The organism is Pannonibacter sp. SL95, assembly GCF_026672425.1.
GTDB lineage: Bacteria > Pseudomonadota > Alphaproteobacteria > Rhizobiales > Stappiaceae > Pannonibacter.
On the sequence record NZ_JAPPRC010000004.1, the window covers coordinates 878,461 to 903,024 of the forward strand.

The 24,564-nt window shown below is 58.7% G+C and carries 18 protein-coding genes and 1 pseudogene; 10 read left to right on the top strand and 9 right to left on the bottom strand.

Going from position 1 to position 24,564, the window contains the following annotated elements; translation table 11 throughout:
* Window positions 1–18: 18 nt before the first annotated feature.
* From OVA12_RS14745 to OVA12_RS14785, 9 genes and pseudogenes are all read right to left on the bottom strand, one after another.
* A complete protein-coding gene (locus OVA12_RS14745) occupies window positions 19–912 on the bottom strand; it encodes a glycine betaine ABC transporter substrate-binding protein (RefSeq protein WP_268138588.1) in 894 nt (297 codons plus the stop codon).
* A pseudogene (locus OVA12_RS14750) lies at window positions 909–2,636 on the bottom strand (amidohydrolase). The gene OVA12_RS14745 and the pseudogene OVA12_RS14750 overlap by 4 nt, the downstream one beginning before the upstream one ends.
* Window positions 2,633–2,911, bottom strand: a complete 279-nt coding sequence (locus OVA12_RS14755; protein ID WP_268138590.1) for a XapX domain-containing protein — start codon at window positions 2,909–2,911, stop codon at window positions 2,633–2,635. Before OVA12_RS14755 ends, OVA12_RS14750 begins: the two are co-directional and overlap by 4 nt.
* Before the next feature lie 65 nt (window positions 2,912–2,976).
* Window positions 2,977–3,651: a hydrolase gene (locus tag OVA12_RS14760; RefSeq protein WP_268138592.1), complete on the bottom strand. Its 675-nt coding sequence runs from the start codon at window positions 3,649–3,651 to the stop codon at window positions 2,977–2,979.
* A 115-nt stretch (window positions 3,652–3,766) separates the two neighbouring features.
* A complete protein-coding gene (locus tag OVA12_RS14765; protein ID WP_268138594.1) occupies window positions 3,767–4,183 on the bottom strand; it encodes a hypothetical protein in 417 nt (138 codons plus the stop codon).
* A 30-nt stretch (window positions 4,184–4,213) separates the two neighbouring features.
* Window positions 4,214–4,858 (bottom strand): isochorismatase family protein, encoded by a 645-nt coding sequence (locus OVA12_RS14770; RefSeq protein ID WP_268138596.1) that lies wholly within the window; start codon window positions 4,856–4,858, stop codon window positions 4,214–4,216.
* Window positions 4,834–5,586 (bottom strand): hypothetical protein, encoded by a 753-nt coding sequence (locus OVA12_RS14775; RefSeq protein ID WP_268138598.1) that lies wholly within the window; start codon window positions 5,584–5,586, stop codon window positions 4,834–4,836. Before OVA12_RS14775 ends, OVA12_RS14770 begins: the two co-directional genes overlap by 25 nt.
* Window positions 5,583–6,848 carry a twin-arginine translocation signal domain-containing protein gene (locus OVA12_RS14780; RefSeq protein ID WP_268138600.1) on the bottom strand — a complete coding sequence of 422 codons (1,266 nt, stop codon included), beginning with the start codon at window positions 6,846–6,848 and terminating at the stop codon, window positions 5,583–5,585. The genes OVA12_RS14775 and OVA12_RS14780 overlap by 4 nt, the downstream gene beginning before the upstream one ends.
* A gap of 47 nt (window positions 6,849–6,895) precedes the next feature.
* The gene (locus OVA12_RS14785) at window positions 6,896–7,306 is read right to left on the bottom strand and encodes a hypothetical protein (protein ID WP_268138602.1); all 411 of its coding nucleotides are present in this window, start codon (window positions 7,304–7,306) and stop codon (window positions 6,896–6,898) included.
* 947 nt (window positions 7,307–8,253) lie between these two features.
* On the opposite strand from OVA12_RS14785, the gene OVA12_RS14790 reads away from it, so the two are divergent.
* From OVA12_RS14790 to OVA12_RS14835, 10 genes are all read left to right on the top strand, one after another.
* The gene (locus OVA12_RS14790; protein ID WP_268138604.1) at window positions 8,254–9,477 is read left to right on the top strand and encodes a tyrosine-type recombinase/integrase; all 1,224 of its coding nucleotides are present in this window, start codon (window positions 8,254–8,256) and stop codon (window positions 9,475–9,477) included.
* Window positions 9,478–9,695: 218 nt separating this feature from the next.
* On the top strand, window positions 9,696–9,890 hold the full coding sequence (locus OVA12_RS14795) for a helix-turn-helix transcriptional regulator (RefSeq protein ID WP_268138739.1): 195 nt from the start codon (window positions 9,696–9,698) through the stop codon (window positions 9,888–9,890).
* A 333-nt stretch (window positions 9,891–10,223) separates the two neighbouring features.
* Window positions 10,224–10,631 carry a hypothetical protein gene (locus OVA12_RS14800; RefSeq protein ID WP_268138606.1) on the top strand — a complete coding sequence of 136 codons (408 nt, stop codon included), beginning with the start codon at window positions 10,224–10,226 and terminating at the stop codon, window positions 10,629–10,631.
* Window positions 10,632–11,389: 758 nt separating this feature from the next.
* Window positions 11,390–11,884, top strand: coding sequence for a DUF4274 domain-containing protein (locus OVA12_RS14805; protein WP_268138608.1), 495 nt, complete (start codon window positions 11,390–11,392; stop codon window positions 11,882–11,884).
* Window positions 11,885–12,540: 656 nt separating this feature from the next.
* Entirely contained in the window at window positions 12,541–13,026 is a 486-nt protein-coding gene (locus OVA12_RS14810) for a toxin-activating lysine-acyltransferase (protein WP_268138610.1), read from the top strand.
* Window positions 13,027–13,118: 92 nt separating this feature from the next.
* Complete coding sequence (locus OVA12_RS14815; RefSeq protein WP_268138612.1) at window positions 13,119–14,000, top strand: DUF4261 domain-containing protein; 882 nt, start codon at window positions 13,119–13,121, stop codon at window positions 13,998–14,000.
* The gene (locus OVA12_RS14820; protein WP_268138614.1) at window positions 14,000–14,746 is read left to right on the top strand and encodes an imm11 family protein; all 747 of its coding nucleotides are present in this window, start codon (window positions 14,000–14,002) and stop codon (window positions 14,744–14,746) included. The genes OVA12_RS14815 and OVA12_RS14820 overlap by 1 nt, the downstream gene beginning before the upstream one ends.
* 58 nt (window positions 14,747–14,804) lie before the next feature.
* A complete protein-coding gene (locus OVA12_RS14825; protein ID WP_268138616.1) occupies window positions 14,805–20,852 on the top strand; it encodes a calcium-binding protein in 6,048 nt (2,015 codons plus the stop codon).
* Window positions 20,761–21,594, top strand: coding sequence for an IS5 family transposase (locus tag OVA12_RS14830; protein ID WP_268138618.1), 834 nt, complete (start codon window positions 20,761–20,763; stop codon window positions 21,592–21,594). The genes OVA12_RS14825 and OVA12_RS14830 overlap by 92 nt, the downstream gene beginning before the upstream one ends.
* Window positions 21,572–23,983, top strand: a complete 2,412-nt coding sequence (locus tag OVA12_RS14835; RefSeq protein ID WP_268138620.1) for a calcium-binding protein — start codon at window positions 21,572–21,574, stop codon at window positions 23,981–23,983. Before OVA12_RS14830 ends, OVA12_RS14835 begins: the two co-directional genes overlap by 23 nt.
* The last annotated feature ends 581 nt before the right edge of the window (window positions 23,984–24,564 follow it).

Here is a 24,564-nt window from a genome sequence, read left to right on the forward strand (position 1 = left end):
CTCCATCGGTGCGCGAGGCTAAGCGTCCAGCCATTTTGCAACGCGTTTGTCCTCGGCACCCAGCCAATGCACTGCCGCTTCAGCAGGGGTCAGGCCTCCGACATTCACAGCAACGTCCATCTCGGTGATGCCATCAAGCCCGATGTCGATGGCGGCAAGGACCCGGGCGCTGCGCGGGTCGAGCGATCGGGCGAAGGCGGAGTTCGCTATGATCACTGCGTCATCGGCGCTGCCCATCACTCCCTGTGGGTCTTTCAGGCGGCGCAACTGATGGGTCTGGTTCAGGAAATGCGGCTGCCAGAGTGGCATCACCAGCCACTGCCGCGCAGTATGGGCGGCCCGGAAATTCTTGAGCCAGAGCGAGGTCTCGCCGGGTTCGACCCGGTATCCGGCCACGTCGAGCCCATAGGCCGACAGCATCGTCGCCGAGCGCACCGACAGCCCCGCCGAGGGCCCGATCGAGCGGATCGTTCGGTCCATCCGCGTCATCACCTCGGGCCGCACCAGATCATCGACTGACGAAACCAGCTCGGCTGGTACGTAGTCGGGCACCGTCCAGTAGAGCTGGGCGTTGCGATAGAGTGTGGCGAGGGGGGCCAGGCGATCAGCAAAGGGTTCGAAAAGGTGCCGATGCGTTCCGGGCATCCACGCAGCCACCAGAAGGTCAACTTCACCACCGCCCAGCCTGCGGAACATCTCGTCATGGGGGGCCTGTTGCACCGTCACCTGCTTGCCCAAGCGCTCGAGAACTGTCTGCACGACCGCTCCTGCGATGGCGTGGAAGGAGATGCCGATGACGCCGAGGCGGACAACACCAGGCTGAGCTCTCGTCATCGTTGTCGACACGGTCAATCCGGCGGCAACCGATCCGGCGACGAAAAGACGACGCGACAGAGGTCTGTTGAGACTCATGCGGGGCCTCCTTCCAGTCGGAGCGGAAACATGCCCGGCGCACCGAACGCCGTCACCGGTGACCATCCCGGGAGGTCCGGCAGCCGCGGCGGCGCGTCGTTGACGAACCGCCCTTTCGTGTGAACGATCCTGCCGCCCAAAAGCGTGAGGTCGGAGGTGATTGCACCGATCTCGTCCTCGGGAACCGTGAAGTAGTCGCGGTCGAGAACGGCGAGGTCGGCGAACTGCCCCGGTGCGATCGCGCCCTTCTGCCCCGCCTCGCGGCTGAACCAGGCGCCCTCGACCGTCCAGTGGCGGAGCGCGTCGTGACGCGAAAGGCCTGCGTCCCAGATCCGGTCGCCGCCTCAACCCTTGCCACTGACCGCCCAGTGGATCGCAAGCCATGGATTGTAGGAAGAGACGCGCGTTGCATCCGTGCCCGCCGCCAGCGGCACGCCGGCGGCCATCATGGCGCGCACCGGCATGACCTCGCGCAGCGCCTGCGTGCCGTAACGGCGCTCGTATTCGCGCGCCTGAAAGGCGATGCGGTTCTGATAGCTAATGCCGCCGCCCAGCCGCGCCACCCGCTCCATCGTGGCCGGCGTGATGGTCTCGCCGTGATCGAAGATCCAATTGAGCCCGTCGAGCCCGTGACGGCCACCGACGCGCTCGACCACGTCGAGGATGCGCCGCGCGCTTTCCTCGTAGGTGCAGTGGAAACGGATCGGCCAACGGTTCGCGAGCAGGAAGTCGAGCACGAGTTCCAGCTCGCCTTCCATCTGGGGTCCGAGCGTCGGGCGCGGGTAGCTGAAGTCCTCGAAGTCGTAAGCGGACGCGACAAGCATCTCGCCCGCGCCGACGCATTTCAGCAGCGCGTCGCCCTGGTCGGGCTTCACCATGTCGTGCCAGCGCTGGAAATCCGCCAGTTCGCGGCCAGGCTTCTGGGCGAAGAGCTGGTAGCCGATGCGCACAGTCTGCTCGCCACGGCGGTGCAGTTCGGTGATGACACCGTAGTCGTCCGGGTAGTTCAGGAACCCTCCCGCGCAGTCCAGGGCCGAGGTCAGGCCGAGCGCGTTGAGCGCGCGGAAATAGTGCCGGGTGGACGTGATCTGGGCCTCACGGTCGAGCTTCGGCGCCCGGTCGAGGAGCGCATAGAGTGGCTGGGCATTGGGTCTTGCAAGGGCAAGCCCGGTCGGGCGGCCGAAATCGTCACGCTCCAGCCGACCGGACACGAATGGCTCGTAGAAATGCTCGTCGATACCGAGTGCGCGCAGCGCGGCTGCATTCATCCAAGCCCGGTCGTAGAGGTGCAAAACAAAGACCGGCACGTCCGGCGCCGCGGCGTTGATTTCCTCCAGCGTGGGAAGACGGCGCTCGGCAAGCTGATCTGCCGACCAGCCTCCCACCACGCGCACCCAGGCGCCGGGCGGCGTGCGTTCGGCCTGGGCGCGCAGCATCCTAAGGCCGTCCGCCAGCGAGGGCACCTCATCCCAGCGCAGTTCCAGTGCGAAATTGTTGCCCTGCCGGATGATGTGCGTGTGGCTGTCGATCAGGCCGGGAATGACGCGGGCCCCGCCGAGGTCGATGCCGCGTGCCTGCGGGTGGCGCTGTATCAGGTCGCGATCCTTGCCCACCTCTGCGAAGAGCCCTTCGCGGATCAGCACGGACTCGGCTTCGGGTTGGGCGGGATTCATCGTCGTGATGCGCCCGCCGGTGAGCAGCAGGTCTTCTGAACTCCCGGTCATGTGCGGGTCTCCTTGCCGGTGGGCGCGCCGTGCGGATCGGGTTGCGGCGGCAGTTGCCCGAACAGGTGGGGCGCAGCGTGGTGGTGCAGCCACTCGGTCGTGAAGCCGTGCCCGGCGGCGATGCGCTTGACCGCAAAGACGGCCTGCTCGCCCGCCAGAATCCCGAACAGTCCCACCAGGGCAATGACGGGCGGCGCGGGGGAGCGCACGCCCGAAAGCCCGTAGATCACGCCGACCGCAAGACCGAGCGCCAGGGTAATGAGGTAGGTTTGCATGACAGCCTCGAACCTGCGGGAAGAACGGAAGCGGAACGCACAGACGCTGCGGCGGCTGCCCCGGCTCAGGCCGCAGGCGCTGAGCCCGCTTCGGAAGCGTGTTCGCCCAGCATGGTCTTGGCGTAGATCAAGCCAAGGCCGTAGGCACCACCAAAGGTTCTGGCGATGTCCACCGTGGTGTTGTAGGTCGCCCCCCGTGCCCAGTCGCGCTGCAACTCGAGCAGGTACTGCAGCGAGGTCATTGGCCGCGCACCGGCCTGCACCATCCGTTCTATCGCGCGCGCATGGGCTTCCTCGGAAACGTCGCCGCAGGCATCGGCGAGGATGTAGACCTCGAACCCCTGATCCAGCGCCGATAGGGCGGGACCAACGATGCAGACACTGGTCCACAAGCCCGCGAGCACGATCCGGCCCTTGCCGATGCGGTTGACCTCTGCCGTCACGCGCGGGTCTTCCCACGTATTCATCGTGGTGCGATCGATGATGGACGTCGTCGGGAAGGCAGCCTTGATCTCATCGAAGATCGGGCCGGAGAAGGTCTTCTCGGCTACGGTCGTGAGGATCGTCGAGACGTCGAAGGCCGCTGCTGCCGAGGCGACCAGGCCGGTGTTGTTACGAAGCTGGATAGTATCGATCGAGCGCGTCGCAAAGGCCATTTGCGATTGGTGATCGATCAGGATCAGTGTGTGATCTCTGGGCGACAGAAGCATCTTTCCGGGCTCAGCATAGGCGGTAGGCATGAGGAACTCCTTTTGAGGTTTAAGGAACGACTGCTTGGGAACTGGGGCACCGGCCCCTGTGTTTCTTTTTTGGAAAGTCGTCGGTCATCGGGTTTCGCCCGTTCAGTCCTAGCGCTTAGCCGTTACGTGATAGCCAGGCGGCGAGCCCCGTCAGCACCAGCATTACAGCCGCGATGGCGAGGTTGACCGGAAAGCCGATGGCTTCCAGCGCGGGCGCGGCATAGGGCGAAGTGCCTGGAACCGGCCATGACAGCCATAGCGACGGCCAGAAGGTTGCCGGGGCTATGGCCGCCACGCCGATCTGCCCGTGCCGGAGTGCCGCCAGCGACACGATCGATACGAGGAAAAGAGTCCAGGCCTGCATTGCGTTGTGAAAGCGGGCATGTGGCGGCCAGTCCGGATTGAAGAGGTGGGTCGCATTGAAGATGTCGGCAACCGCAACGATCCCGACGGTGCTGATAATGACGGCCCCCATCAAAAGGCGGCCAAGGCGCTGGCGAGGCAGAACTGCAGCGTTGGAAGCAAGGGGCATTGCACGGTCTCCGTTTGCGCGTTGACAACGTCACTCGCCCGCCGATGCCCCGGGCGTGCGATGGGCCAGGTTGTTGGCCAGCATTCCGTAGAAGGGCAGATGCTCGCCAAAAATGCCTAACGTGTGCTGCGCTGCCTCTTGCCGCCGCCAGTCGGCCTGCAGCATGGCTGTGACGACGGCCCAGTTGCAGACCACAGCTCCGGCCTGCACCATGCGCATGCAGGATGTAAGTTCCGACATCGTGTCCCAGCAGCCGGAGGCGTCATAGACCGCCCAGACATCATAGCCACGCGCCAGGGCCGAGATCACCGGGAAGTAGAGGCAGACATCCGTCGTGACCCCGGCCATGATTAGTTTGCGCCGACCCGTCGCCTCGACCGCAGCTGCGAAGGCGGGATCGTCGAAGGCGTCGATCGGCCCAGGGCGGTAGATCACCGGCGCATCGGGAAACATGGTCAGCAGTTCGGGCATCAGCGGGCCGTTGGGTCCCTCTGCGTAGCTGGCGGTGAGGACTGTCGGCAGCGCGTGAGCGCGTGCGGTGCGGGCCAGCGCCAATACGTTCGAGCGGAACTGATCCAGCCGAATGTCCTGGACGCCAAGCATGGTGCCCGTCTGGTGGTCTATCAGCAGCATAGCAGCGTTGTCAGGAGTCAGTTTGGAGAGGTAGTCAGGCATGGCAGATCTCCAGTAACGGTTGGCGGCATGGCGGATGAGGCGGCCAGCACTTCGAACCCTGCGTCGCGGCGATTGCCGCAGCAGTCCTCAAGCGCAGCGACGATCTCGAAGCGAAAGTGCGGGCACGGGGCGTGGCTCGGCGACAGATGCAGCGCCCATCCCGTGAGGGGGGCTAGCCGTCCGAAAAGCGCTGCCCCGTCAGGAGCGATCAGGCGGATGTAGGACAGCGCACCGAGCGCATCGATGGGGGCAGGCCCTCCCAGGCGCAACCCGTGTCCGGTGCGCCGGAACGCAACCGACGGGATTGGCCCAAAAACAGGCGGCGCGATGCGAATCAGAAACCGCTCCGGCAGGCCATGCGGGCCGCCATCGGCCCCGCGGAGGGCTGACGACAGGGTGAGTGTCACCGTTTCGCCCGCCACCAGCCCAGGCCCCAGCCGGTCGCGCGCCGCCAGCCCGCGCTTCACTCGGCCGGGGTGCAGAAGCACAGTCAGTATGCGCCCGCAGGCCGACCATAGTCCGCCCGGAATGTCGGCAAAGACATCCAGTCTCTCGCGGCCCGCGGCGTCGAACAGCCGCACCGGCTGCGCCGAGTCCCCGGCGTCGATTGCCTGAGGGAACACAAGGTGCAGCCGCAGGATGTTCGCGGGCCAGAAACGCGCGGGATAAAGGCCCGGCGTCAGTGGAAGGGGCTCGGCACCCGGCAGGGACATGGCTGGCACGTTCATTCGACGAGGTCCGGATACCCCTCTTCGCTGCGCATAACCGCATGGAAGGGGCGGATATAGTTCTGCTGGAACGTGTCGCCCGCCGGGTAGTCATAGGTCGGAAAGTCATATTCGTTGACATGGTCCGAAAGACGGAAGAATGCGCCCTTGCGGATCGAGACGAGCTCGAGCTCGCCCGACATGCTTTCGCGGCGCATCACGATCAGATGCTCCGGCCCCTGGTCAGACAGCCCGACGACCCCGGTCAGTGGAACCTGCAAGGGGCTCAAACCGGCAGTGGTCTCGAAGGGCGCCTTCACCGGCGCGGCAATACCTGGGCGCGCGTTCGCGGCGGCGATGTCTGAGAGCGGGATAAGGTCGGCCGCCTTGGTCGCGTTGGCGACCAGAACCCAGTCCGATTGCGTCCCGTCATAGGACGTGAGCACGAAGGGCAGGATGCGCAGCGGGGTGTTGCCATAGCCCAGTTCGGCGATCGTCTTGGCGCGGACGGACGCACCGTCCTTAAGATCGGCAAGCGGCGCCGTCACGAGTGGCGTGCAGGTGTAGGCGGCCAGAAGATGGTCCGTGCCGTCCAGCGGCACGACCGCCATGGCGCGCACGGGCGCGCGTGTCTCGAACTGATTGTGGACGGTGTGGTACATCTCGACCCGGGTGACCCCAGCGGCGGAACCTGCCGCGAAGGGCCAGGGCACGCGGCGCAGGGTCGCTGCGAAATCTGCATTCGACAACCCTGCGACGATCAGCTCGCCGTCACGCAACACCATGTCCGTGACCGTCAGGCTTGCCACCGGCGTATGGCGCCACAGTGCGCCGTCGCCGGGGCGGTCGACAAGGTCGTGCCGCGCGACGACCAGTTCTGCGGGGTCGTGCAGCACCACCGCGCCATCTGCCGTGATCGCCGCAAGTCCTGTCGGTGCATCGGGCGCGGTCCCTGTTGGCACTGCTACCAGGACGCGGCGCCCCTCCGCGTCCCACACCATCGCGGAGACGCGCGGTAAGGCACCTGCCGCCTCGAGCGCCGCGTTCAGGCCCTTGAGGTTGAAAGCGCCATCCGGCCCCGGATTGCCGGCGGGCGGGTTCAAGGCCAGAAGTGCCCCCTGCCGCCAATCGGCAAGGATCAGGCGTCGGTCGGCGGCGATGGTCATGGCGCTGATCGACATGAGGCGGCCAGTCGAGGCAAGCGCTCGACGCGAATGGCCGGCTACGGCCACCGTGGCTGCAGAAATCGTGAGGAGCTTTAGGAAATCACGGCGGTCGGGCATCGGTCAGGCCTTTCGATTGACGTGTCAGTTGGGGAAGGGACGAAGCCTCACCCCTGGCAAAGAGAGCCATGGGCCGTTTTGGGGCCGGTGGGCAGCAAAGTAGAGATGGTGACGTTGCGCGGCGCCTGCCGGGCCAAGTGCAGCAGTGCCGCACAGGTCCAATGGCGGTCTTTCGGGTCGTGGCATGCATGAGCAGGCCGCAGTTCGGCCCACAAACCTTCGCGAACCGCCGGCTCGATTAAATGTGGGACCAGTCTCAACATCAGCGCCCCGATGGTGCGCCGATCTGTGCGCGGGGCCCAGTCGCGGCAGCGGTTCACATCAATGGCCAGCGCGACACCAGTACTTGTCCGGCTTCCGGATAGAACGCGGGTTCTCCAAATCAGCCCCTCACCAGCGGATCTGATTCTGCCTTCCGGCAAGCGGCGCAGCGATTGCGGGATTTCATGCTCCGTCATCTCTCTGAACCTTTCAGAGACGCTTTCCTCCATCGAAAATGGGTGCACTCGAGCCCGGGGTCTTCCGAGATCCCCTCACGCCTGTCACGTTTCGCGCGCCGGTGCGCGATCACATGGGCTGGTCCTCAACGCGGTGCACGAGTGCAATTGGTGCGACCCGTGTTGACAGGAGCTGCAATCTCGCAAGGCCATTCCCCAGAACAAAGGCAGATACCCTTGTCCGTCGATGGCCCTCGGCATAGGCCCAGCAGATGCTTGCCGGCCATCTCACCGAACGGGTCGGTATCTAGGTCTTTGGCTCGAAGCCTGACGCTGCACAACTGGAGGTGGGTGCAACCCTGGTCTGGGGGCACGGGCGCTTGTGTGCAGGAGATGTTGCTTGCCAAGGCGCATCCAAACCTTGCGCGCTGGCTCTTAGCTGGGTCTGTTCCTCGCCCAGCTCGAAGGCCCAAGCGCCGTCTTCGGACTGAACAGGCGTTCGTGCCGTTTGGGCATGCCGCGGCGCTGCCAGACACCGCGACCCCTTCGGCAAACTCTGCAAGGGCCTTGAGCCGCATCTCCTGCTCGACGCGATACGCGCCCTGGCGGGGATGGTCAGGGGAATGAGTGCGGACATCGTCAAGTCAGTGACGGGGCACACCAACCTTCGGACGGTCTCGATCTACACGGACATTGCCGATCGGGCGCGCACACCAGGACAATCAATGTCCAACCTTTCACTAGGGTTGGACAAAAAAGAGCTAGTAGATAATTTTTCAGGGGAACGCAAAAGTAATGGCGGACAGAGAGTCCGCCGAACTAGCATCTTTCAATGACCCTGTTCGTCCAGAACCGACGTAGAAAGCCGCTGAAAATAAAAGGAATCTGTATCTAGCGATCCGTTGCATTCCATGGAGATCCGATCCAAGATTTAGGGGCGCTTTTAGGGACGGAAAGGGCTGCAGGGGATGGCACGGGTCGAGGCTCGGTTGACGGTTCGCCGCGTTCAGTCGGAAAAAGAACCGGGGATGCACGCGGATGGGGATGGACTTTACCTGTCCGTGAAGCCCTCCGGTGCCAAGTCGTGGGTGTTCGTCTTCCAGTGGCACGGCAAGCGCAAGGAAATGGGCTTGGGCTCTGTATCCGTCGTTACGCTGGCTGAAGCACGCCAAGCCGCCAATGAGGCGCGACGTACGGTCGCCAACGGAACCAACCCGATTGACCGGCGCAAAGCTGAGCGGGCAAAGCAGGCGGAACATTCCTTCGGCTCGTTCGCTGATGAGCTGATTGACGGGCTGGAGCCGGGGTTCAAGAACGCCAAGCACATTGCCCAATGGCGCATGACGCTTCGCACCTATGCCGCGCCCTTGCGCGACAAACGCCTTGACCAGATTGAGACGCAGGACGTGCTGACGGTGCTGAAGCCGATATGGCAGCAGAAGGCAGAAACGGCCTCTAGAGTGCGTGGCAGGATTGAACGGGTGTTGGACGCTGCCAAGGCCAAAGGCTTGCGTACGGGCGAAAATCCAGCACGGTGGCGCGGTCATCTGGACAATCTCTTGCCCAAGCGCGACAGGCTGACACGTGGCCACCATGAAGCATTGCCCTATGCAGGGCTTGCCGACTTCATGGCTAAGCTTCGCGCTGTTGATAGCCTTTCCGCCCTAGCGCTGGAATGGGCCATCCTGAGTGCCTGCCGGTCTGGCGAGGTGCTGGGGGCAACATGGTCTGAAATCGACAAGGAAGGCGCTGTTTGGGCTATCCCTGCCCAGCGCATGAAAGCCAAGCGTGAACACCGCGTGCCTCTCACAAGGCGCATGCTGGAGCTTCTGGAGCGGCTGGAGCTGCTGCGTACGGAAGGCGACTATCTGTTCCCCGGCACCAAGCGTGGCAAGCCCTTGTCTGGCATGTCGATGACGATGCAGCTTCGCCGGATGGGCTTTGGGCATGTGACGGTCCACGGCTTCAGGAGCGCCTTTCGGGACTGGGCAGGCGAGGAAACAGGCTTTCCCCGAGAAGTGGCAGAAGCGGCGCTTGCCCATGTGGTGGGGGATGCGACGGAGCGGGCTTACCGCCGTGGGGATGCTCTCAAAAAGCGCCGTGAACTCATGGAAGCATGGGGGCAGTGGTGTGCGCCGAATTCCAAGAGCGATCCGGTGATCTTAATTCACTCCGTTAGAGGGGAGAGATAATCACTTTGTCTTCCTTCATTCGGGTAGCACTATTTATCACGGAAATTGTTGATGTGGATCGCGGCAAGCGGTCCAACTAATTGAATTTATTGATTTATTTTTTTAGCTTTGTGGAAAACGACAATTTGCTTTTGTCCGCTTCGGAGCGTGACGGTATTTTAGGAGATGTTACGGACTTGTACGTAACTTTTGCTTAGCAAGGAGGCTTGCATTTGGCAGTGAAGATCTTGCGCCGCCGTGAGGTGGAGGAAATGGCAGGGATTGGCCGTTCCACGATCTACAAGGAAATGGCCAGCGGGCATTTTCCCAAGCCGCTGAAGTTGACCGCAAAGGCGGTTGGTTGGCTCGAAAGCGACATTCTCGAGTGGGTCAACTCCAAGAAGTGCCTTGAAGGGCCGCGTCCGTCATCCTGATTTCTGGACGCCATAAACAGGGACCAGCATTGGAAGCGTCGGTTATGTGCCCCCTCGACAAGTTCGAACCGGCAGCCGACCACCAAGCGCGCAGTTTCAGTCTGCGGACATATCGCTTCCGTCCCTGCGTTTTCAGCATCTGAAACCACCTCTCCGAAGGCTAACACGGCAATCGGAGACGCCAGCCTTGGTTCACGGCGCTGGGCACCATTGCTCAAGCGCTGACGCCCGATGCCTGGCAATGCGCACAAATGTTCACAGCAGGTTCGCCGGGCTTCCGGACGGGCATTGCCGTGCCATGTCTTCCACGTCATGCCAAATCAAGGGAACTGGATGACGAAACTTGAGAGCAGGCGACACAGCGACAAGGCTCACGTGCGGTTCTATTGCGATTGGATGGCTTTGCCCGCTTATCGCTACCTGAGCTGTCACAGCAGCGCTCTGTTGTTTGAAATTTTGAGCTGGTATCGCCCGGCCAATGCCAACGAGTTTGAGTTGAGTCAGCGCAAGGTTGCGGTCTTTCTGGGGTGCAGTCGCGCCACAGCGGCAAAGGCGATCACAGAACTTGAAGACATGGGCTGGACGGAGTGTGTCGCAGCTGGTTCCGGGATGGTTGGTGCCAAGGAAAGCCGGGCCGCCCGGTATGCACTGACATGTTATCCGACGGACCACGGGACCGCTCCGACCAACGCCTTCTGCCGTTGGATCGCGTTCCCTAAAGCGTGCAAGGCCAAGCGGTAGCTGGCCGCATTCTGAGCCGTCAACGGCCCATATCCGAGCCACCAACGGCCCAGATATGGGCCTGACGACTGGTGAGGGAGGTCAACGGCATACGGAGAAAAGTATAATTCTGTCCGCTATTTAACGGAAAATAACGGTAGGAAGCGGCCAAAGCGAGAATGGTCGAGCATACCTACAGTATGTAGCTGCGTCACCTCCCTCATCTACGAGCAGGCGGCAGAGCCAGTGCGGTATCTCGGCCCAGGCCACATGCGGGGCCGGCTGACGCCAGCAGACGTGGGCCTGACAGGGTAGCATGGGGGCTTCGCGGCTGGTGCTTCAAGGACCACAAGCGACAAGGGCCTTGTCATCAGGTTCAAGCGCAGGCTCTTTTGCTGAGAATGCATGGGCACAAAAGAAAACTTGGAAACGGCGTTCGCCAAGCTCGGTAGGACGCGGCGGCGCACGCCAATATGCCTCGTTTGATCGTTTCGGCCATTCGTGCGCCAATCGTATCGCGATTGCCAGCGCCTGACTTCGCTTCGTCCTCCAGCGCATTTCACCTTTTGGTGGCCATTCAATGCGCTCCCTTGCAAATCAGCGTCGCCACTCTGTTTGACCATGGAGGCAAACATTCGTCCTGTTGTCTGACATCGCTTATCGGCGGTCTTCATCAGGTTGACTCAAGGCACCTGATCTGGCTGAAAACGGGGGGCCGTCCTGCCTGAGATGCAAGGCGAGAGGATGCGACCGGTTGTCGGACAGCAAAGGGTACCAATATGGAAAAGACCTATTCCAGCATCATTGAGTGGCTGGCTGATCAGAGATCAGAAGTCTGGCATGCAATCGCAAGTCACTGGAACTGGGACAACGGTATCGAGCCCCTGGAGTGGATTGCTGCCCAGCCGGAATGCGACCGGGGAACAGCTCAGGATATTTTTTGGGTCTCGACCTATGGTGTCGATGTTCTTTGGCATCTGGGCGAAGATCTGGATGCAATGAATGACTCAGATCCCTACGTTCAGGCAATGTTCGAGCTGATTGGGCGTAACGCCTATAATTCCTTCTACAAGAATGAAAAATTCATTGGGCGAAATGACGCTGATGCCCAAGCAACAGAGATGATAGGAAAAGCCTTCAGCGAAGGTCGAATTGACTGGGATCTGACGCCGTTTCTTGCTGTTTCAGAGGGTGAAGTGTTTTCTCCTTCCATGCTGACCGAGAAGGAAAGGGAAGAAGTCGAGTTTGCCCTGAACGGTGGCTTTCCGGATTGAAGGGGCTAGAGCCCTATGGGCCATGGTCCCAGGCGGCTCAGGCGCGGGCACATCCGCTGCGTATGCGGAAGCGGCAAGGCACCATCTGACTCGCCCAAGGCCGTGGCGGCGCTATTGCCGAAGCTCGAAACCGGCCCGGGAGGGGAAGGGGGGCTTTTCGAGAACGTGGCCATCCCTGTGTCCTTTGCCGAAGCGGCCAATCAAGCAGTCAAGGCCGGTAAGCTTTGACGGACGGAACAGGTCCGGCCAGCGCCGGGCGCTGGTGCTTGCCCCGTCTTGTCCGTGTCTGCCGGCCAAAGCGCGAGGGGCGACACTTCTGACGCCTGAACCCTGCCAGCGGTAGTCATTGACCGGAGTTCTCGGGCCATAGCGCCCGCCATTGGTCGCGGTCCCGGCCCATGGATCGGCGTTCGAGCCTCCTCAAGTTCAGCGCAAGATTGTGTTTTGGTTGTGGATAGGCTGCGGGCTGCGCCTTCCCAGAGATGATGCTATCCGGAATTCCTGACTTGTGATTTTTGTCATGTTGAATGATCCGGTAGGCGATGTCTTTGCCACCGTGATCCTGACAGGCGAGGCACTGCAACCAAGGCGGTACAGGGTTGGGGCAAATGGGCGGTCTAACTTCTGACGTAACGGATATCGAGACGGGGCAAGGCGTGCGGCCGGGCGAGGCTGATTCCGTGGCGCGCCCTTCCTTCGCCACTGGAACAGGGCCGGCCGGCTCCGGCGCGCAGCCACCGCTCCAGGTGATTCGTGCCTTGCATGAAGGGCTGGGGGAGATGGTCACTTTGCTGATGCGTGATCCGCGTTGGCGCCACGCCTCTCTGGCCGACCTTGAGTGGCTTTTGCTGCCGCCGTTGAGTTTGCAACAGATTGTCAGCGCCCGAGGCAAGGTCAAGGATCGCGAGGGTGTGACACTTCCGGTCGGCCTTGGGCTGTGGGCAACGGTGTCGCCGGATGTCGATGCGAAGCTTGAGGCGCAGAAACAGGCCGGAATTCCGCCGCGCCTGACGCCGCAGGACTGGAAGAGCGGCGATATCTGCTGGTTGGTTGTCAGCGTCGGGCCTGCCGAGCTGCAGCAGCGGCTTGCAGAGAAGCTGGCCACGGAAGTGCTGGGAGGGCGCGCGCTGAAGCGGTATTGAGGTGTGTCAAGCGACGCTGCCACCAGCGTTTCTGGCTCTGACCTATCCAATCTGCCGCCTCACAGGCTGCGTCCAAACAGGAAAGCAAGCTGATGTCTGATCGTTTTGTCTGTTCCCTTTTACAACCAGGGCCGCGCGCAGTTTCGGGCCAGCATTTGCTTGAGGCTGTCCGGGCGCGTGTGCAGCCGCTTGGGTTGCCGGCAGCCTTGCTGCAGGATGGTTCAGGTGACGAGCCGGTCCTGCTTCAGGTCGGGCCGGCTGTGGTCAGCCTTGTGCCGATGGCATTTCCGGTCGATGGGGAAAGTCTGGCGCGCGCCTTGCCGACGGCTTCGTCCCGGCCGGAAGTCAAGAAGAGCGCTGAGACACACCGCGCGCATGTGATTGTCGCCTGCCTGAACCAGGGCAAGGACAACAGCCAGGCCGTGCTTTTTGCCACGATCACGACACTCGTTGCAGCTGCGGCACAGGGGCCGCTGGCGGCGAGCGCCGCTTATTGGCTTTCCGGGCAAATCCTGATGCCGCCGTCGGCTCTCGACGATGCCGCGCGGAGTTTGCTGGAAAAGGAGCTGCCGGTTGCGAACTGGGTGAGCCTGCAGTGGTTCGTTCAGCCGGACACGGATGGCCATGATCGCTTCGGTGCCGTTTCGGTCGGCGCAACGGACTTCATTGGCCGGGAGATCGAACTTCTGCCCTCGGCCATGACCAACGCCGATATCGCGCAGAAGATCTACACCACCTTGCTGTATCTGCTGGTCTATGAGGCGAAGATCAAGGACGGTGACACGCTTGGCGAGAGCGAAAGCACGAGCGGGATCCTTCGCGTGCGGCTGCTGGATCGAGGATTGGTCCACCGTGGTCCGGTGATGCAGTTGCAGCTGGAGGTCGTGGCCCCGGCCCCCGCACAGCAGCCCGCCGCCGCACACCAGGCAAGTGGCAAGACACAGCCCGCCTTTGGCAAACGCGGGAGGTCATGATGGTCTATTCTGTCAAGCTTATGTTCTCGGACTATTCGGTTCCTGGATTCAAATTCGACATGACGCGTGAGGAGCGCCAGGCAAACGCGGACAAGTATCCCGCAGTCGGATCTTCAGGGTTTGGTTGGAGCGGAGGAATCTGGAAAGATCCGGAATTCATGCCCAAGAGTGGCTATCAGGCCAGCCGAGGCCGTGTGCCGGATGTGTTTCCCATGCCAGCGAGCAATGCGGTGCACCAGCGGTTCAAGGACCTGGTGGAAGAGTTCGAACCTGGCGTGCACCAGTTCTTTCCGCTGGCGCTGCGCGACAAGAATGGCGTTCCTCTCCCTGATCCCTATTACATCTTCAACTGTCTCGTCAGGCTCGATGCTGTTCTTGTTGCTGAAAGCGGGCTTTCCTGGGGATCTGAAAAGATACCGGAGGGACGGCCTGAGAGTTCTATCTCCTTCGATTCTCAACTGGTGTTCAGCCGTCCGGCCATCGCAGGGCATCATCTCTGGGTTGGCGATTATCTGTGGCAGCACGGCAAGATCTACGTCTCCGACGCGTTCTACGCAGAGCTGAGGGCGCGCAAGATCCGATTTTTCAGATTCGCGCAGTACCCGGAGCTGGATATCCCCTGGATTGCCGAGGAGCAGATCAAGCCGATGCTCGACTGGGAGGCCAGTCACGAGCCCGAGGCCTGGTACTCGAACACCCGTTCGAAGATCGAGGTCCTTGAATACAGAGCACGGCTCGGACTGTGATGTGAAGAAACGTTGACGCCGGTTCTATTCGTTCGATTGCAAGATGAGGGTTTTGGGCATGACCACCTTGAATAAGACTCAACTACATCATGTCTTCCCTCGACAGTTGGCCGATCACAAAATCTTCGATGTGCTTGGGTATGATATCGATGACCCAAGCAATCTTATCCGCTTGCCCGCGACACTGGGGAGTAAAGGTGCGCATGCGGACGCGTTGGCTGCCTTTGAGGGTAACGATGGCGCACATTCCGGCAAGCATCCAGCCTATACCCGCCTCGTCGAGGGGCATCTGGACCAACTGGAAAAAGAGTTTTTCGATGCAACTGGTAACTTACGACAAGGCAAGACACTTGCCGAGCTCCAGAAAAAAGTTGCGTCCTTGCAATATTTTTACAAGGATGGGTTGACAGCGCAAATCGATGCAGATGGCAAGATCCAACAACCGAAGATTTTCGTGAACAATGGTGATCCACGCGCAAAGGATGCAAATGGCAAACCTTTGGGCGATGAGGAGTTTTTTGACGAACACTTTAAGAAGAAAGGGTTAGACCAGCTTAGCAACATTGAGAATACAGATGTCTTCATCAATGGAGCGAAGCTGAATGCCGCTGTCAAATTCAACGATCCGCTACCGGATACTGGAAAGGTCCGGCAGACTGGCCTTGATACCGTCCTGCTCAAGCTGAAGGCAGCGCAAGACGTCGGGATGACGACCTACAATGGCATCGGGCTCTCAGCCAGTCAGATTGATGCCTTGAAAGAAACGGCCCTCGATCTCACGTCAAAAGGCACCGGCCAGACGCTGAGCGGCACTGCCGATCCCAAGACACCCGGCAAGCTCGATGCGATCACTGGCAAGCTTGGCGACCCGAAGGTGGCAATTGCCGCTGTGCTCGCCACATCCGTGATTGCTGCGGTTCAGGTTGTCGGCGCAACGGATGCCTCTGCCAGCGAGTTGCTGGAACAGCTGGATCTTGATTTTGCCAAGAATCTCGCTGGTGATCTGGCCACCAGCGTGACGCAGCTGGCCTTCGAAACGGCCGTGCTGACGGTTGCGACCGGGGGAGTCGGCACCGCAATCCGGCTCGGCCTCGAAGCGGCCGATGCCGTCGAAATCATTCAGCTCACCATTGAAATTCTGGATGCCGTGTTCCCCGAATGGGGCCTGAAGGACGCCATTGGACAAGCTGCCGAGGTGATCCTCGATCTGGTGAATGTTGCCCTGCAATCGGCCGCCTCGGCTGCAGGCTTCAAGGAATTCATCATCGTCGATACGACCGAGGCAACGACCAGCGCCAATGGCGTGCTGGCTGTCAGTGGCAGCGGTGAAAGCGATCTGATCTGGGCGCGTGGCGACGGCGAAGCCGAGATTGACACGGGGGCCGGCGAAGACTGGATTTTCCACATCGGCAAGGGCACCGTTCGTGCCGGCGACGGCGATGATTTCATCTACGCGGAAAACAGCGTTGAACCTGGTGACGGCCAGACCTACGGCCAGGAACGCGAGGAAATGACCGTCGACGCCGGTGCCGGTGACGACTGGGTTATTTCTGTCGGTGCAGCCGAGATCCACCTTGGCGCTGGCCAGGACGTCTTGTTCTGGGCCGGGACCGGATCCGTCATTCACACCGGGCCAGGCGGAGAGGCCGACGCCGATAGCCTTGGCTTCATCCGCGGCTCCCTCGTGACCGATGCCGATGGTTATGACGAACTTTTCGTCTATGGCGTGCTCAACGCTGCCGGAACGTACATTCGATATGCCGGGTCCGAGAGTGACTATGCTTATGGCAAGGCTGGGCTGATCAAGGTCGGGTTCAACAAGGATGGTGAGCTGCTTGTTGGCGACGTGTTCTCGTCGGAACGCGATGAGGAGAGCTTTGTTTACTTTGCAAATGGCAACAGGAGCCCTACGGCACCGACCGACCAGCTGACCGCTGGTATTCGCGTTGGCGAGATCGAAATCTACGTCTGGCAGATCATGGAAACAGCGCCGAGCATTTCCAAAGCGGCTGTCCAAGCGATGTGGGACTTCATGCGCGCAACGCTCAAGGAGTTCTTCGATGAGAACTACGCAGGTGGTACCGATCCGCTCGTCTTGGATCTTGACGGCGACGGTCTCGAACTGACAGCAAGGGTCACAGGTGTCGGTCCAAAGTTCGATATGGACGGCGATGGGTTCCTTGAATTTACGGGTTGGGTGCGTCCGGATGATGGCCTTCTTGCGCTTGACGCAAATGGCAACGGCAAGATTGACGATATCAGCGAATTGTTTGGCGGCGCGCGTGTTTCCGGTTTCTCCGAGCTGGCGACCCATGACACCAACAAGGATGGGGTGATCAATGCGGATGATCAGGTCTATTCTCAGCTGCGCGTCTGGCGCGACCTAAATCAGGATGGTGTTACAAATGATGGCGAGCTGAGTACCCTGTCCAGTCTTGGTATCGCTTCCATCGGTTTGACTGCAACAACCGACGGTCGCCTCAATGCGCTGAACACGGTCGCACGGACGGGCACATTTACCTACGCCGATGGCCGTTCAGGTAAGGTTGGGGACATCGAGTTCCAGATCAACAACTACGATACGACCTATGCTGGCGACAAGTCGGTTAATCCCATCATTGCGGCAACGCTGCCGAACCTCAAGGGACATGGAACGCTGACCGATCTTCATGTGGCCATGACCCTGCAGGGCGCGAATGGCCACTTGGCAAGTACCGTTGCGGCCGTTCTTCCTACCTTGAACGTTCCTGACCTTGAGACCCTGCGCGAACGCGCGTTCGATATCCTCGAAGCATGGGTTGATGCGCCGCCGCCCCATGCTGCCTCAGCAGGCAATCCGGATGTGCCGGTTCTTCTCCTCCGTGCTGGGGGCAAGCTGACCGTCATCGACTTTGCAGTTCAGGTTACCGAAAACGTCCAACAGGCGGACGGATCGATCGTAAGCATGACCTTCTGGCGTCGCGCTACGGGGAGCGAAGTTCAAAGCAAAGATGGAATTATTATCAAGCATCCTGACCTTGATGATGTCCTATCGCAATTCACTTTGGCAAACGAAGGAGCCTGGCAGATCATCCCTGGTTCTCAGCTTGACTTCCTCGAGCGTTACATCGGGGAAGACATTCCAGTAGACAATCCAAACTCGTTGAACAACGGTGCAGTTCAGGCACTCGGCAGCCTGCTCGAGACTTCAGAACGCGTCTTGGACCAACTGGCGTTGCGTCTTGCGATCCAGGGTGGGTTGAAGCCATACTTTGTCGGTATCGAGTTTGTCACTGAACAAGACAAGTTTGTTGCAACGACGCCGCGTGAGTTGGTGCCTCTTTTTGAAGCGGTCTTCCGGGCGGCACCTGGCGATGCCGAAGGCGCGCAGGAATGGCTCGCCTCTTGGGGAACGGTGCTGAATGCATTCTTGGCAGACTACGATCGACCGGGGTCCAGCGAAGTCAGCTATCCGTTCTTGTTCACCAACATAGTTGCGGCTTATGAAAATGTCGGGTTGTCCGTCAGCTTGCAGGATGCAGCCGGAGCGCTCGGTATTCCTGGCGGAATTGTTGATTTCGGCACAGGGACGCGCACAGGCAGTTCAACCGGACAGATGTTCTTCATGTCGACCGGAGACGACGTCGCGAAAGGTCAGGGCGGTGGAGACGTCTATGTTATCGGCAAGAATTTTGGAAATGACGTTATCGATGACTTCCAGCAATCAGGAGATAGCTATGATGTCATCAGGTTCGCCCATCTGAACCCTGAAGACATCTATGCGACGCGCGAGGGACTTGACCTGATTTTGCAAGTCAAGGGCTCAAGTGATGCCGTCCGGATCAAGGGCCAGTTCCATGAGATGGCCTACAGTGCATTTGGTGGAAACGTTTTGCCGACGCAAGGTGTCGATGAAATCGTCTTTGCTAACCGTACGGTCTGGACAAAAGGTGACATCGCGCTTGCGGTCTCGCATCCGATGGATAGCGATGATCAACTGACGGGTACGGATCATACTGACTATCTGGATGGTGGTCTCGGCAATGATGTGATGAGTGGCGGTGACGGCACCGACTTCTACATCTTTGGTTCAGGCTATGGCCATGACGTAGTCGATGACAATCTCGATAATATTCTTTCAAGGAATGAAGACGTCATCCTCTTTAAAGAGGGCTTTGACTATTCAAAAATGGTTGTTTCGCGCACCGGCTATAGCCATGACGTCACGATCAGCTTTGGTACGGCAGACAAGCTGGAGATCCGCGGCCAGTTTAGAGCTGCGTACACCGGTGTGTTCGGCACTCGCTGGTTCGACCGGATCGAGCATTTCGAATTTAAGGATCCGAATGGAAGCCTGAATTTCTTCAATCACAACCAACTCATGGATCTGAGCATTAAGCAAAGTCAGACTGATGGTGATGATTTTGTTTATGGTTTTAGCCGTGAAGATGTTCTGGATGGCGGAAAGGGGAATGATTTACTCTCTGGAGGTAACGATAACGATACGTATATCTTTGGCTTGGGATATGGACATGATCGAATTCGAGAGAATGTGTTCGACTACAACGTAATGTCGGAGCAGGTCGACAAGGTTGTGTTCACGAGTGGTGTGCGGCCAGATCAAGTCCGAGTGGCTCGATTTGAGAAAGACAATGCACTTGTGATCACATTGCTCGATGGAAGCACATTAACCATTGAAGATCAGTTCTTTGCCAACAATTTTGGAAACAGGCTTTGGCAGATAGAGACATTCGAGTTCGCGGATGGAACCGTGTGGACTGTCGAAGACGTCCAGCTCAAGTTGTTGCAATCAACCGGCCAGGATGATCGACTTTTTGGCACGTTCTATAACGACGTCATAGATGGCGGTCCTGGGAATGATTATTTGAACGGAGGGGATGGAAACGACACATACGTCTTTGGCCTGGGCTATGGCAACGACGTTGTGTTCGATGACATGGTTTCGATCTTCTCGAATGAAGCCGACCGTGTTGTTTTCAAGGCAGGAGTTCTTTCGAAGGATGTCGTCTGGTCTCGCCCGGCTGGAAGTGATGATCTTGTCGCTACGCTTTCTGATGGTAGCAGCCTGAAGATCGAAAAGCAGTTTGTATCCAGTAACATCAGCGGGAGCCGTCTCTGGGGAATTGAAACATTCGAGTTTGCTGACGGCTCAGTACTGGTCCCGGACGACATACAAAAGATCCTGTTACGCGCGACGGACCAGGATGACCATTTGCGTGGTTTCTTCTCGCGCGACATTCTTGATGGCGGAGCCGGCAACGACAGGCTTGAGGGTGGCGATCACGGGGATATCTATCGTTTTGGGCTCGGTTACGGGCAAGACGTCATTTACGATTTTCAAGTGTCAATTTTTGCCGATGCGCCCGATAGGATTGAATTTAATTCAGGTATCGCTGTTTCGGATCTGACCGTTCAACGGGGAGGTGAGTATGGTTATGATCTGTATTTGAAGCTGAATTCATCTGATGTCCTTAAGGTCGAGGATTACTTCAAGACAGAATATCATCGTATCGAAGAGATCGTGTTCGCTGATGGGACGGTTTGGAACTATGAACATGTCCTCGGTTTGCTGAATGTAATTTCCGGCACCATTGGTGACGATGTGCTTGATGGCTTCAATGCAGCTGAAACTTTAATCGGAGGAAAGGGCAATGATGTTCTGAACGGCAAGCACGGTAATGATACATATATTTACGAGCGCGGTGATGGCAATGACACAATCATTGAGGAGACTAACCGGGGGAGCGATGACCGGCTCGTCTTGCGTGGTGTAACGAGTTCGGGCGCCGCTTTTGCTCGCGATGGTGATCATCTGTTGCTCGAAATTGCAAACAGCTCAGGCGGGTTGACAGACGGAGGGATCATAAAGATCGAGCGTGGTCTAGATGAATACCACGACCAGGGCATTGAAACGATCGAGTTTGCCGATGGCCTAAGAGGCTGCCTCAAAAAGAGGTGGGTGATTTCAACAGGTTATGGTTCCTTCGGATTTGCGAGATTCGATGGAGTTCAGAATGGCCTGGAGCGAAATCACCCGTCGGTACTATGCCCGGCGGACGGCACGCTATGCAAGCGACATGACAGATCGGGAATGGGCACTGGTTGAGCCTTTTCTGCCCATGCCCCGCCGCCTGGGTCGCCCGCGGACCACGGACTTGCGTGAGGTCGTCAACGCGCTGCTTTACATCGCTACGACCGGTTGCCAGTGGCGCATGCTGCCGAAGGATTTTCCACCGTGCTCGACCGTCCAGCGCTATTTCTATGAATGGCGGGCGTTGGGGCTGTGGTCACGCATCAACCACCATCTGGTTATGGAAGCCCGCGAACTGGAGGGCAGAGAGGCCTCACCGACGGCCGGTGTCATCGACAGCCAGAGCGTCAAAACCACCGAAAGCGGCGGTATCCGGGGCTATGACGCGGGGAAGAAAACCAAAGGCCGCAAGCGCCACATCATCGTCGATACGCTCGGCCTGATGGTTGGCCTCATGGTGCATGGGGCCGATATCCAGGATCGCGATGGCGCTCCCGATCTGCTGAAATCCATCCGCCACAGGTGGCCGTGGTTGCTGCACGTCTTCGCCGATGGCGGCTATGCGGGCGATAAGCTGAAGCGACGGCTGAAGAAGATCGGGCGCTGGACGGTTGAGATCATCAAGCGCTCGGACAAGGCGAAAGGCTTCGAAGTCCTACCGCGCCGCTGGGTCGTCGAAAGGACCTTCGCCTGGCTCGGCAGATGCCGCAGATTGGCAAAGGATGTCGAAAAGTCCATCGCCTCATCAGAGGCTTGGATCATCATCGCCCACATTCGCCTGATCACAAGGCGACTTGCAAGGTACGGTTATCGTTGAAGGCTTTTCGAGTCCGACTCTAAGAGTTACTCGCGATGACATCAGAAAAAAACTAATTCAACAGGCGTCAACCGCTGGCAACGATGACCTGGTAGGCTTCAACACCGCCGATGAGCTGCGCGGCGCTTTTGGAGATGACCGTCTTGCCGGAAAAGGTGGGAACGATACCTATCTCTATTCGCGAGGAGACGGAAACGATCTGATTGTGGAAGGCAAGTTTGAGGGCGAGCTCGATCAGCTTTTGTTTTCAGACATTTTTGAAACGAGCGTTGTCGTTGTTCGAAATGGGCTCGATCTTCATCTCCAAATTTTGGCACCGTCTTCGACATCGCAGGTCGATGCAACAATAACTTTGATCGGCGATAGAGCTGGTGCTTGGGCCCCGTCAATTGAAAAAATTTCATTCGCTTCCGGAGTTGTGTGGTCTACGTCCGATATTATCGCAAATATTTCTTACATCGGTGGTACAAGTTCTAACGATACGATTGTTGGTACTACAGGAGATGATGCCGACATCAGAGCTGGATATGGCGATGATCTCCTGCGAGGGCTCGCAGGGAGCGATACCTATATCTATCGACGAGGTGATGGAAATGACACTATCGACGAAGATAGTGGCGGATCGGATCTCGATATTTTGCACCTCGTGGACTTGCGGAAGGAAGAGGTCACTTTCGAGCGGCCTGGTGGTGGATCTCAAGATGTCATCATGCGGATTTTCCCAACAGGTAACTCTATTACGCTGAAAAATCAGATGAGGCTGGCCGGAGGCGTGGAGAAAATTGTCTTCATGGATGGTCAGGTGCTGGGAGGTGGTGAGGGGCAACTCGACGCACTATTGAATACTATTGCGGCTATCCGGGGTTCAAGTTCGAATGACACACTTTCTGGAACTGCAGGAGACGATGTAATCATCGGCGGTCTTGGCGACGATCGGCTCAACGGAGCTGCTGGTAGTGATGTCTATATCTATGCTTCTGGTGACGGCCACGACTATATTGATGACGAATCTGGATCGACAACAGAAATTGATGTTTTGCGCCTAACGGACCTCAATGCAGCTGATGTAACTTTCAGCCGTGTTGGAAACCACGTCAAGATCTTGGTCAACGGCACCGGGCAAACAATTACGCTGGATGAGCAACTTCACTCCGACACGGCAAACTGGGGAATCGATCGGATCGAATTCGCAGGCGGCGCTGTGTGGGGTCGTGATGAGATCAAGGCTGCAGCTTGGCTTCGAGGAACCGACGGGGCTGATACGCTTCACGGTACGAAGGGAAGTGATGTAATCATCGGCGGTCTTGGCGACGATCGGCTCAACGGAGCTGCTGGTAGTGATGTCTATATCTATGCTTCTGGTGACGGCCACGACTATATTGATGACGAATCTGGATCGACAACAGAAATTGATGTTTTGCGCCTAACGGACCTCAATGCAGCTGATGTAACTTTCAGCCGTGTTGGAAGCCACGTCAAGATCTTGGTCAACGGCACCGGGCACACCATAACGCTGGACGAACAACTGTACTCCGAAACCGAAAACTGGGGAATCGATCGGATCGAATTCGCAGGGGGCACTGTGTGGGGTCGTGATGAGATCAAGGCTGCAGCAGCTTGGCTTCGAGGAACCAACGGGGTTGATACGCTTCACGGTACGACGGGAAGTGATGTAATCATCGGCCGTCTTGGCGACGATCGGCTCAACGGAGCTGCTGGTAGTGATGTCTATATCTATGCTTCTGGTGACGGCCACGACTATATTGATGACAACACGGGCTCAACCGTTGATGTCGATGTCCTGCGCTTCACGGATCTTGATATGCCTGACTTGACATTTAGCCGGGTCGGAACACACGTAAAGATACTGGTTAACGGCACCGGGCACACCATAACGCTGGACGAACAACTGTACTCCGAAACCGCAAACTGGGGAATCGATCGGATCGAATTCGCAGCGGGCACTGTGTGGGGACGTGATCAGATCAAGGCTGCAGCTTGGCTTCGAGGAACAAGCGGGGCTGATACGCTTCACGGTACGACGGGAAGCGATGTTATCTTCGGGGGGCTTGGAGATGATCGGCTCTATGGAGCCGCGGGTAGTGACGTCTATATCTATGCTTCCGGCGACGGCAACGACTACATTGATGACAATACGGGCTCAACCGTTGATGTCGATGTCCTGCGCTTTTCGGATCTTGATGCGCCTGATTTGACATTTAGCCGCGTCGGAAAACACGTCAAGATCCTGGTTAACAGCACCGGGCACACAATAACGCTGGACGAACAACTGTACTCCGAAACCGCAAACTGGGGTATTGACAGGATCGAATTCGCGGGCGGCGCGGTTTGGGGGCGTATGGAGATAAGTTCTGCCTCTTGGATATGAATTGTCTTAGGCCTGATGAATTCTCTGAATCTGGAGCAGAACTGAGCTCAATGAGCATGGCTTCAAAAAATAAAGCGTGAAACGCACAAGAGATCGGAGCGACTGGCCTTCGACAGCGACGGCCAGTCCGCCTCTTGCTTGCAGCAGGTAATTCTGGTTCTGGCAATGCGATCGGTTAGATTTCTACCGGCGATTTTGACCTTACAGTGCAATGAGCACCCTCGGAATTAACAAGTTTGAAAGCGGCGGGTCGGCCTCGTAGGGGCGGCGCGCACGACGACATTAGACCCGTTCCGCTGTTTCAAGACTTCGCCCGAGATAAACCATCTTACAGTGATGATGTATTTGCGGGTTCGGCTGACGCTTCGCAAAGTGGGGGACCTGTTCCGTAGGCGAGGCAGCGGTATCCGGCGTCCGACGGTTCGCTAATGGTGGAGCAGGTCGGGTGCTGATTGCTGGTGAGATCAGGGAGAGGCGTATTGCTGGCTTCGGTTTGAAATGGTGCTGGCACCTCGAAACGGTTTTCTTGAATATCACCGGCGTCCGTCACTATCTGTGATGGGAGGTGGATCGTGAGGGCG

Bases quoted from the DNA above. Each gene is read 5' to 3' on its own strand.
- OVA12_RS14745 (WP_268138588.1), bottom strand. From the start codon at position 912: ATGAGTCTCAACAGACCTCTGTCGCGTCGTCTTTTCGTCGCCGGATCG.
- OVA12_RS14755 (WP_268138590.1), bottom strand. From the start codon at position 2,911: ATGCAAACCTACCTCATTACCCTGGCGCTCGGTCTTGCGGTCGGCGTG.
- OVA12_RS14760 (WP_268138592.1), bottom strand. From the start codon at position 3,651: ATGCCTACCGCCTATGCTGAGCCCGGAAAGATGCTTCTGTCGCCCAGA.
- OVA12_RS14765 (WP_268138594.1), bottom strand. From the start codon at position 4,183: ATGCCCCTTGCTTCCAACGCTGCAGTTCTGCCTCGCCAGCGCCTTGGC.
- OVA12_RS14770 (WP_268138596.1), bottom strand. From the start codon at position 4,858: ATGCCTGACTACCTCTCCAAACTGACTCCTGACAACGCTGCTATGCTG.
- OVA12_RS14775 (WP_268138598.1), bottom strand. From the start codon at position 5,586: ATGAACGTGCCAGCCATGTCCCTGCCGGGTGCCGAGCCCCTTCCACTG.
- OVA12_RS14780 (WP_268138600.1), bottom strand. From the start codon at position 6,848: ATGCCCGACCGCCGTGATTTCCTAAAGCTCCTCACGATTTCTGCAGCC.
- OVA12_RS14785 (WP_268138602.1), bottom strand. From the start codon at position 7,306: ATGACGGAGCATGAAATCCCGCAATCGCTGCGCCGCTTGCCGGAAGGC.
- OVA12_RS14790 (WP_268138604.1), top strand. From the start codon at position 8,254: ATGGCACGGGTCGAGGCTCGGTTGACGGTTCGCCGCGTTCAGTCGGAA.
- OVA12_RS14800 (WP_268138606.1), top strand. From the start codon at position 10,224: ATGACGAAACTTGAGAGCAGGCGACACAGCGACAAGGCTCACGTGCGG.
- OVA12_RS14805 (WP_268138608.1), top strand. From the start codon at position 11,390: ATGGAAAAGACCTATTCCAGCATCATTGAGTGGCTGGCTGATCAGAGA.
- OVA12_RS14815 (WP_268138612.1), top strand. From the start codon at position 13,119: ATGTCTGATCGTTTTGTCTGTTCCCTTTTACAACCAGGGCCGCGCGCA.
- OVA12_RS14820 (WP_268138614.1), top strand. From the start codon at position 14,000: ATGGTCTATTCTGTCAAGCTTATGTTCTCGGACTATTCGGTTCCTGGA.
- OVA12_RS14825 (WP_268138616.1), top strand. From the start codon at position 14,805: ATGACCACCTTGAATAAGACTCAACTACATCATGTCTTCCCTCGACAG.
- OVA12_RS14830 (WP_268138618.1), top strand. From the start codon at position 20,761: ATGGCCTGGAGCGAAATCACCCGTCGGTACTATGCCCGGCGGACGGCA.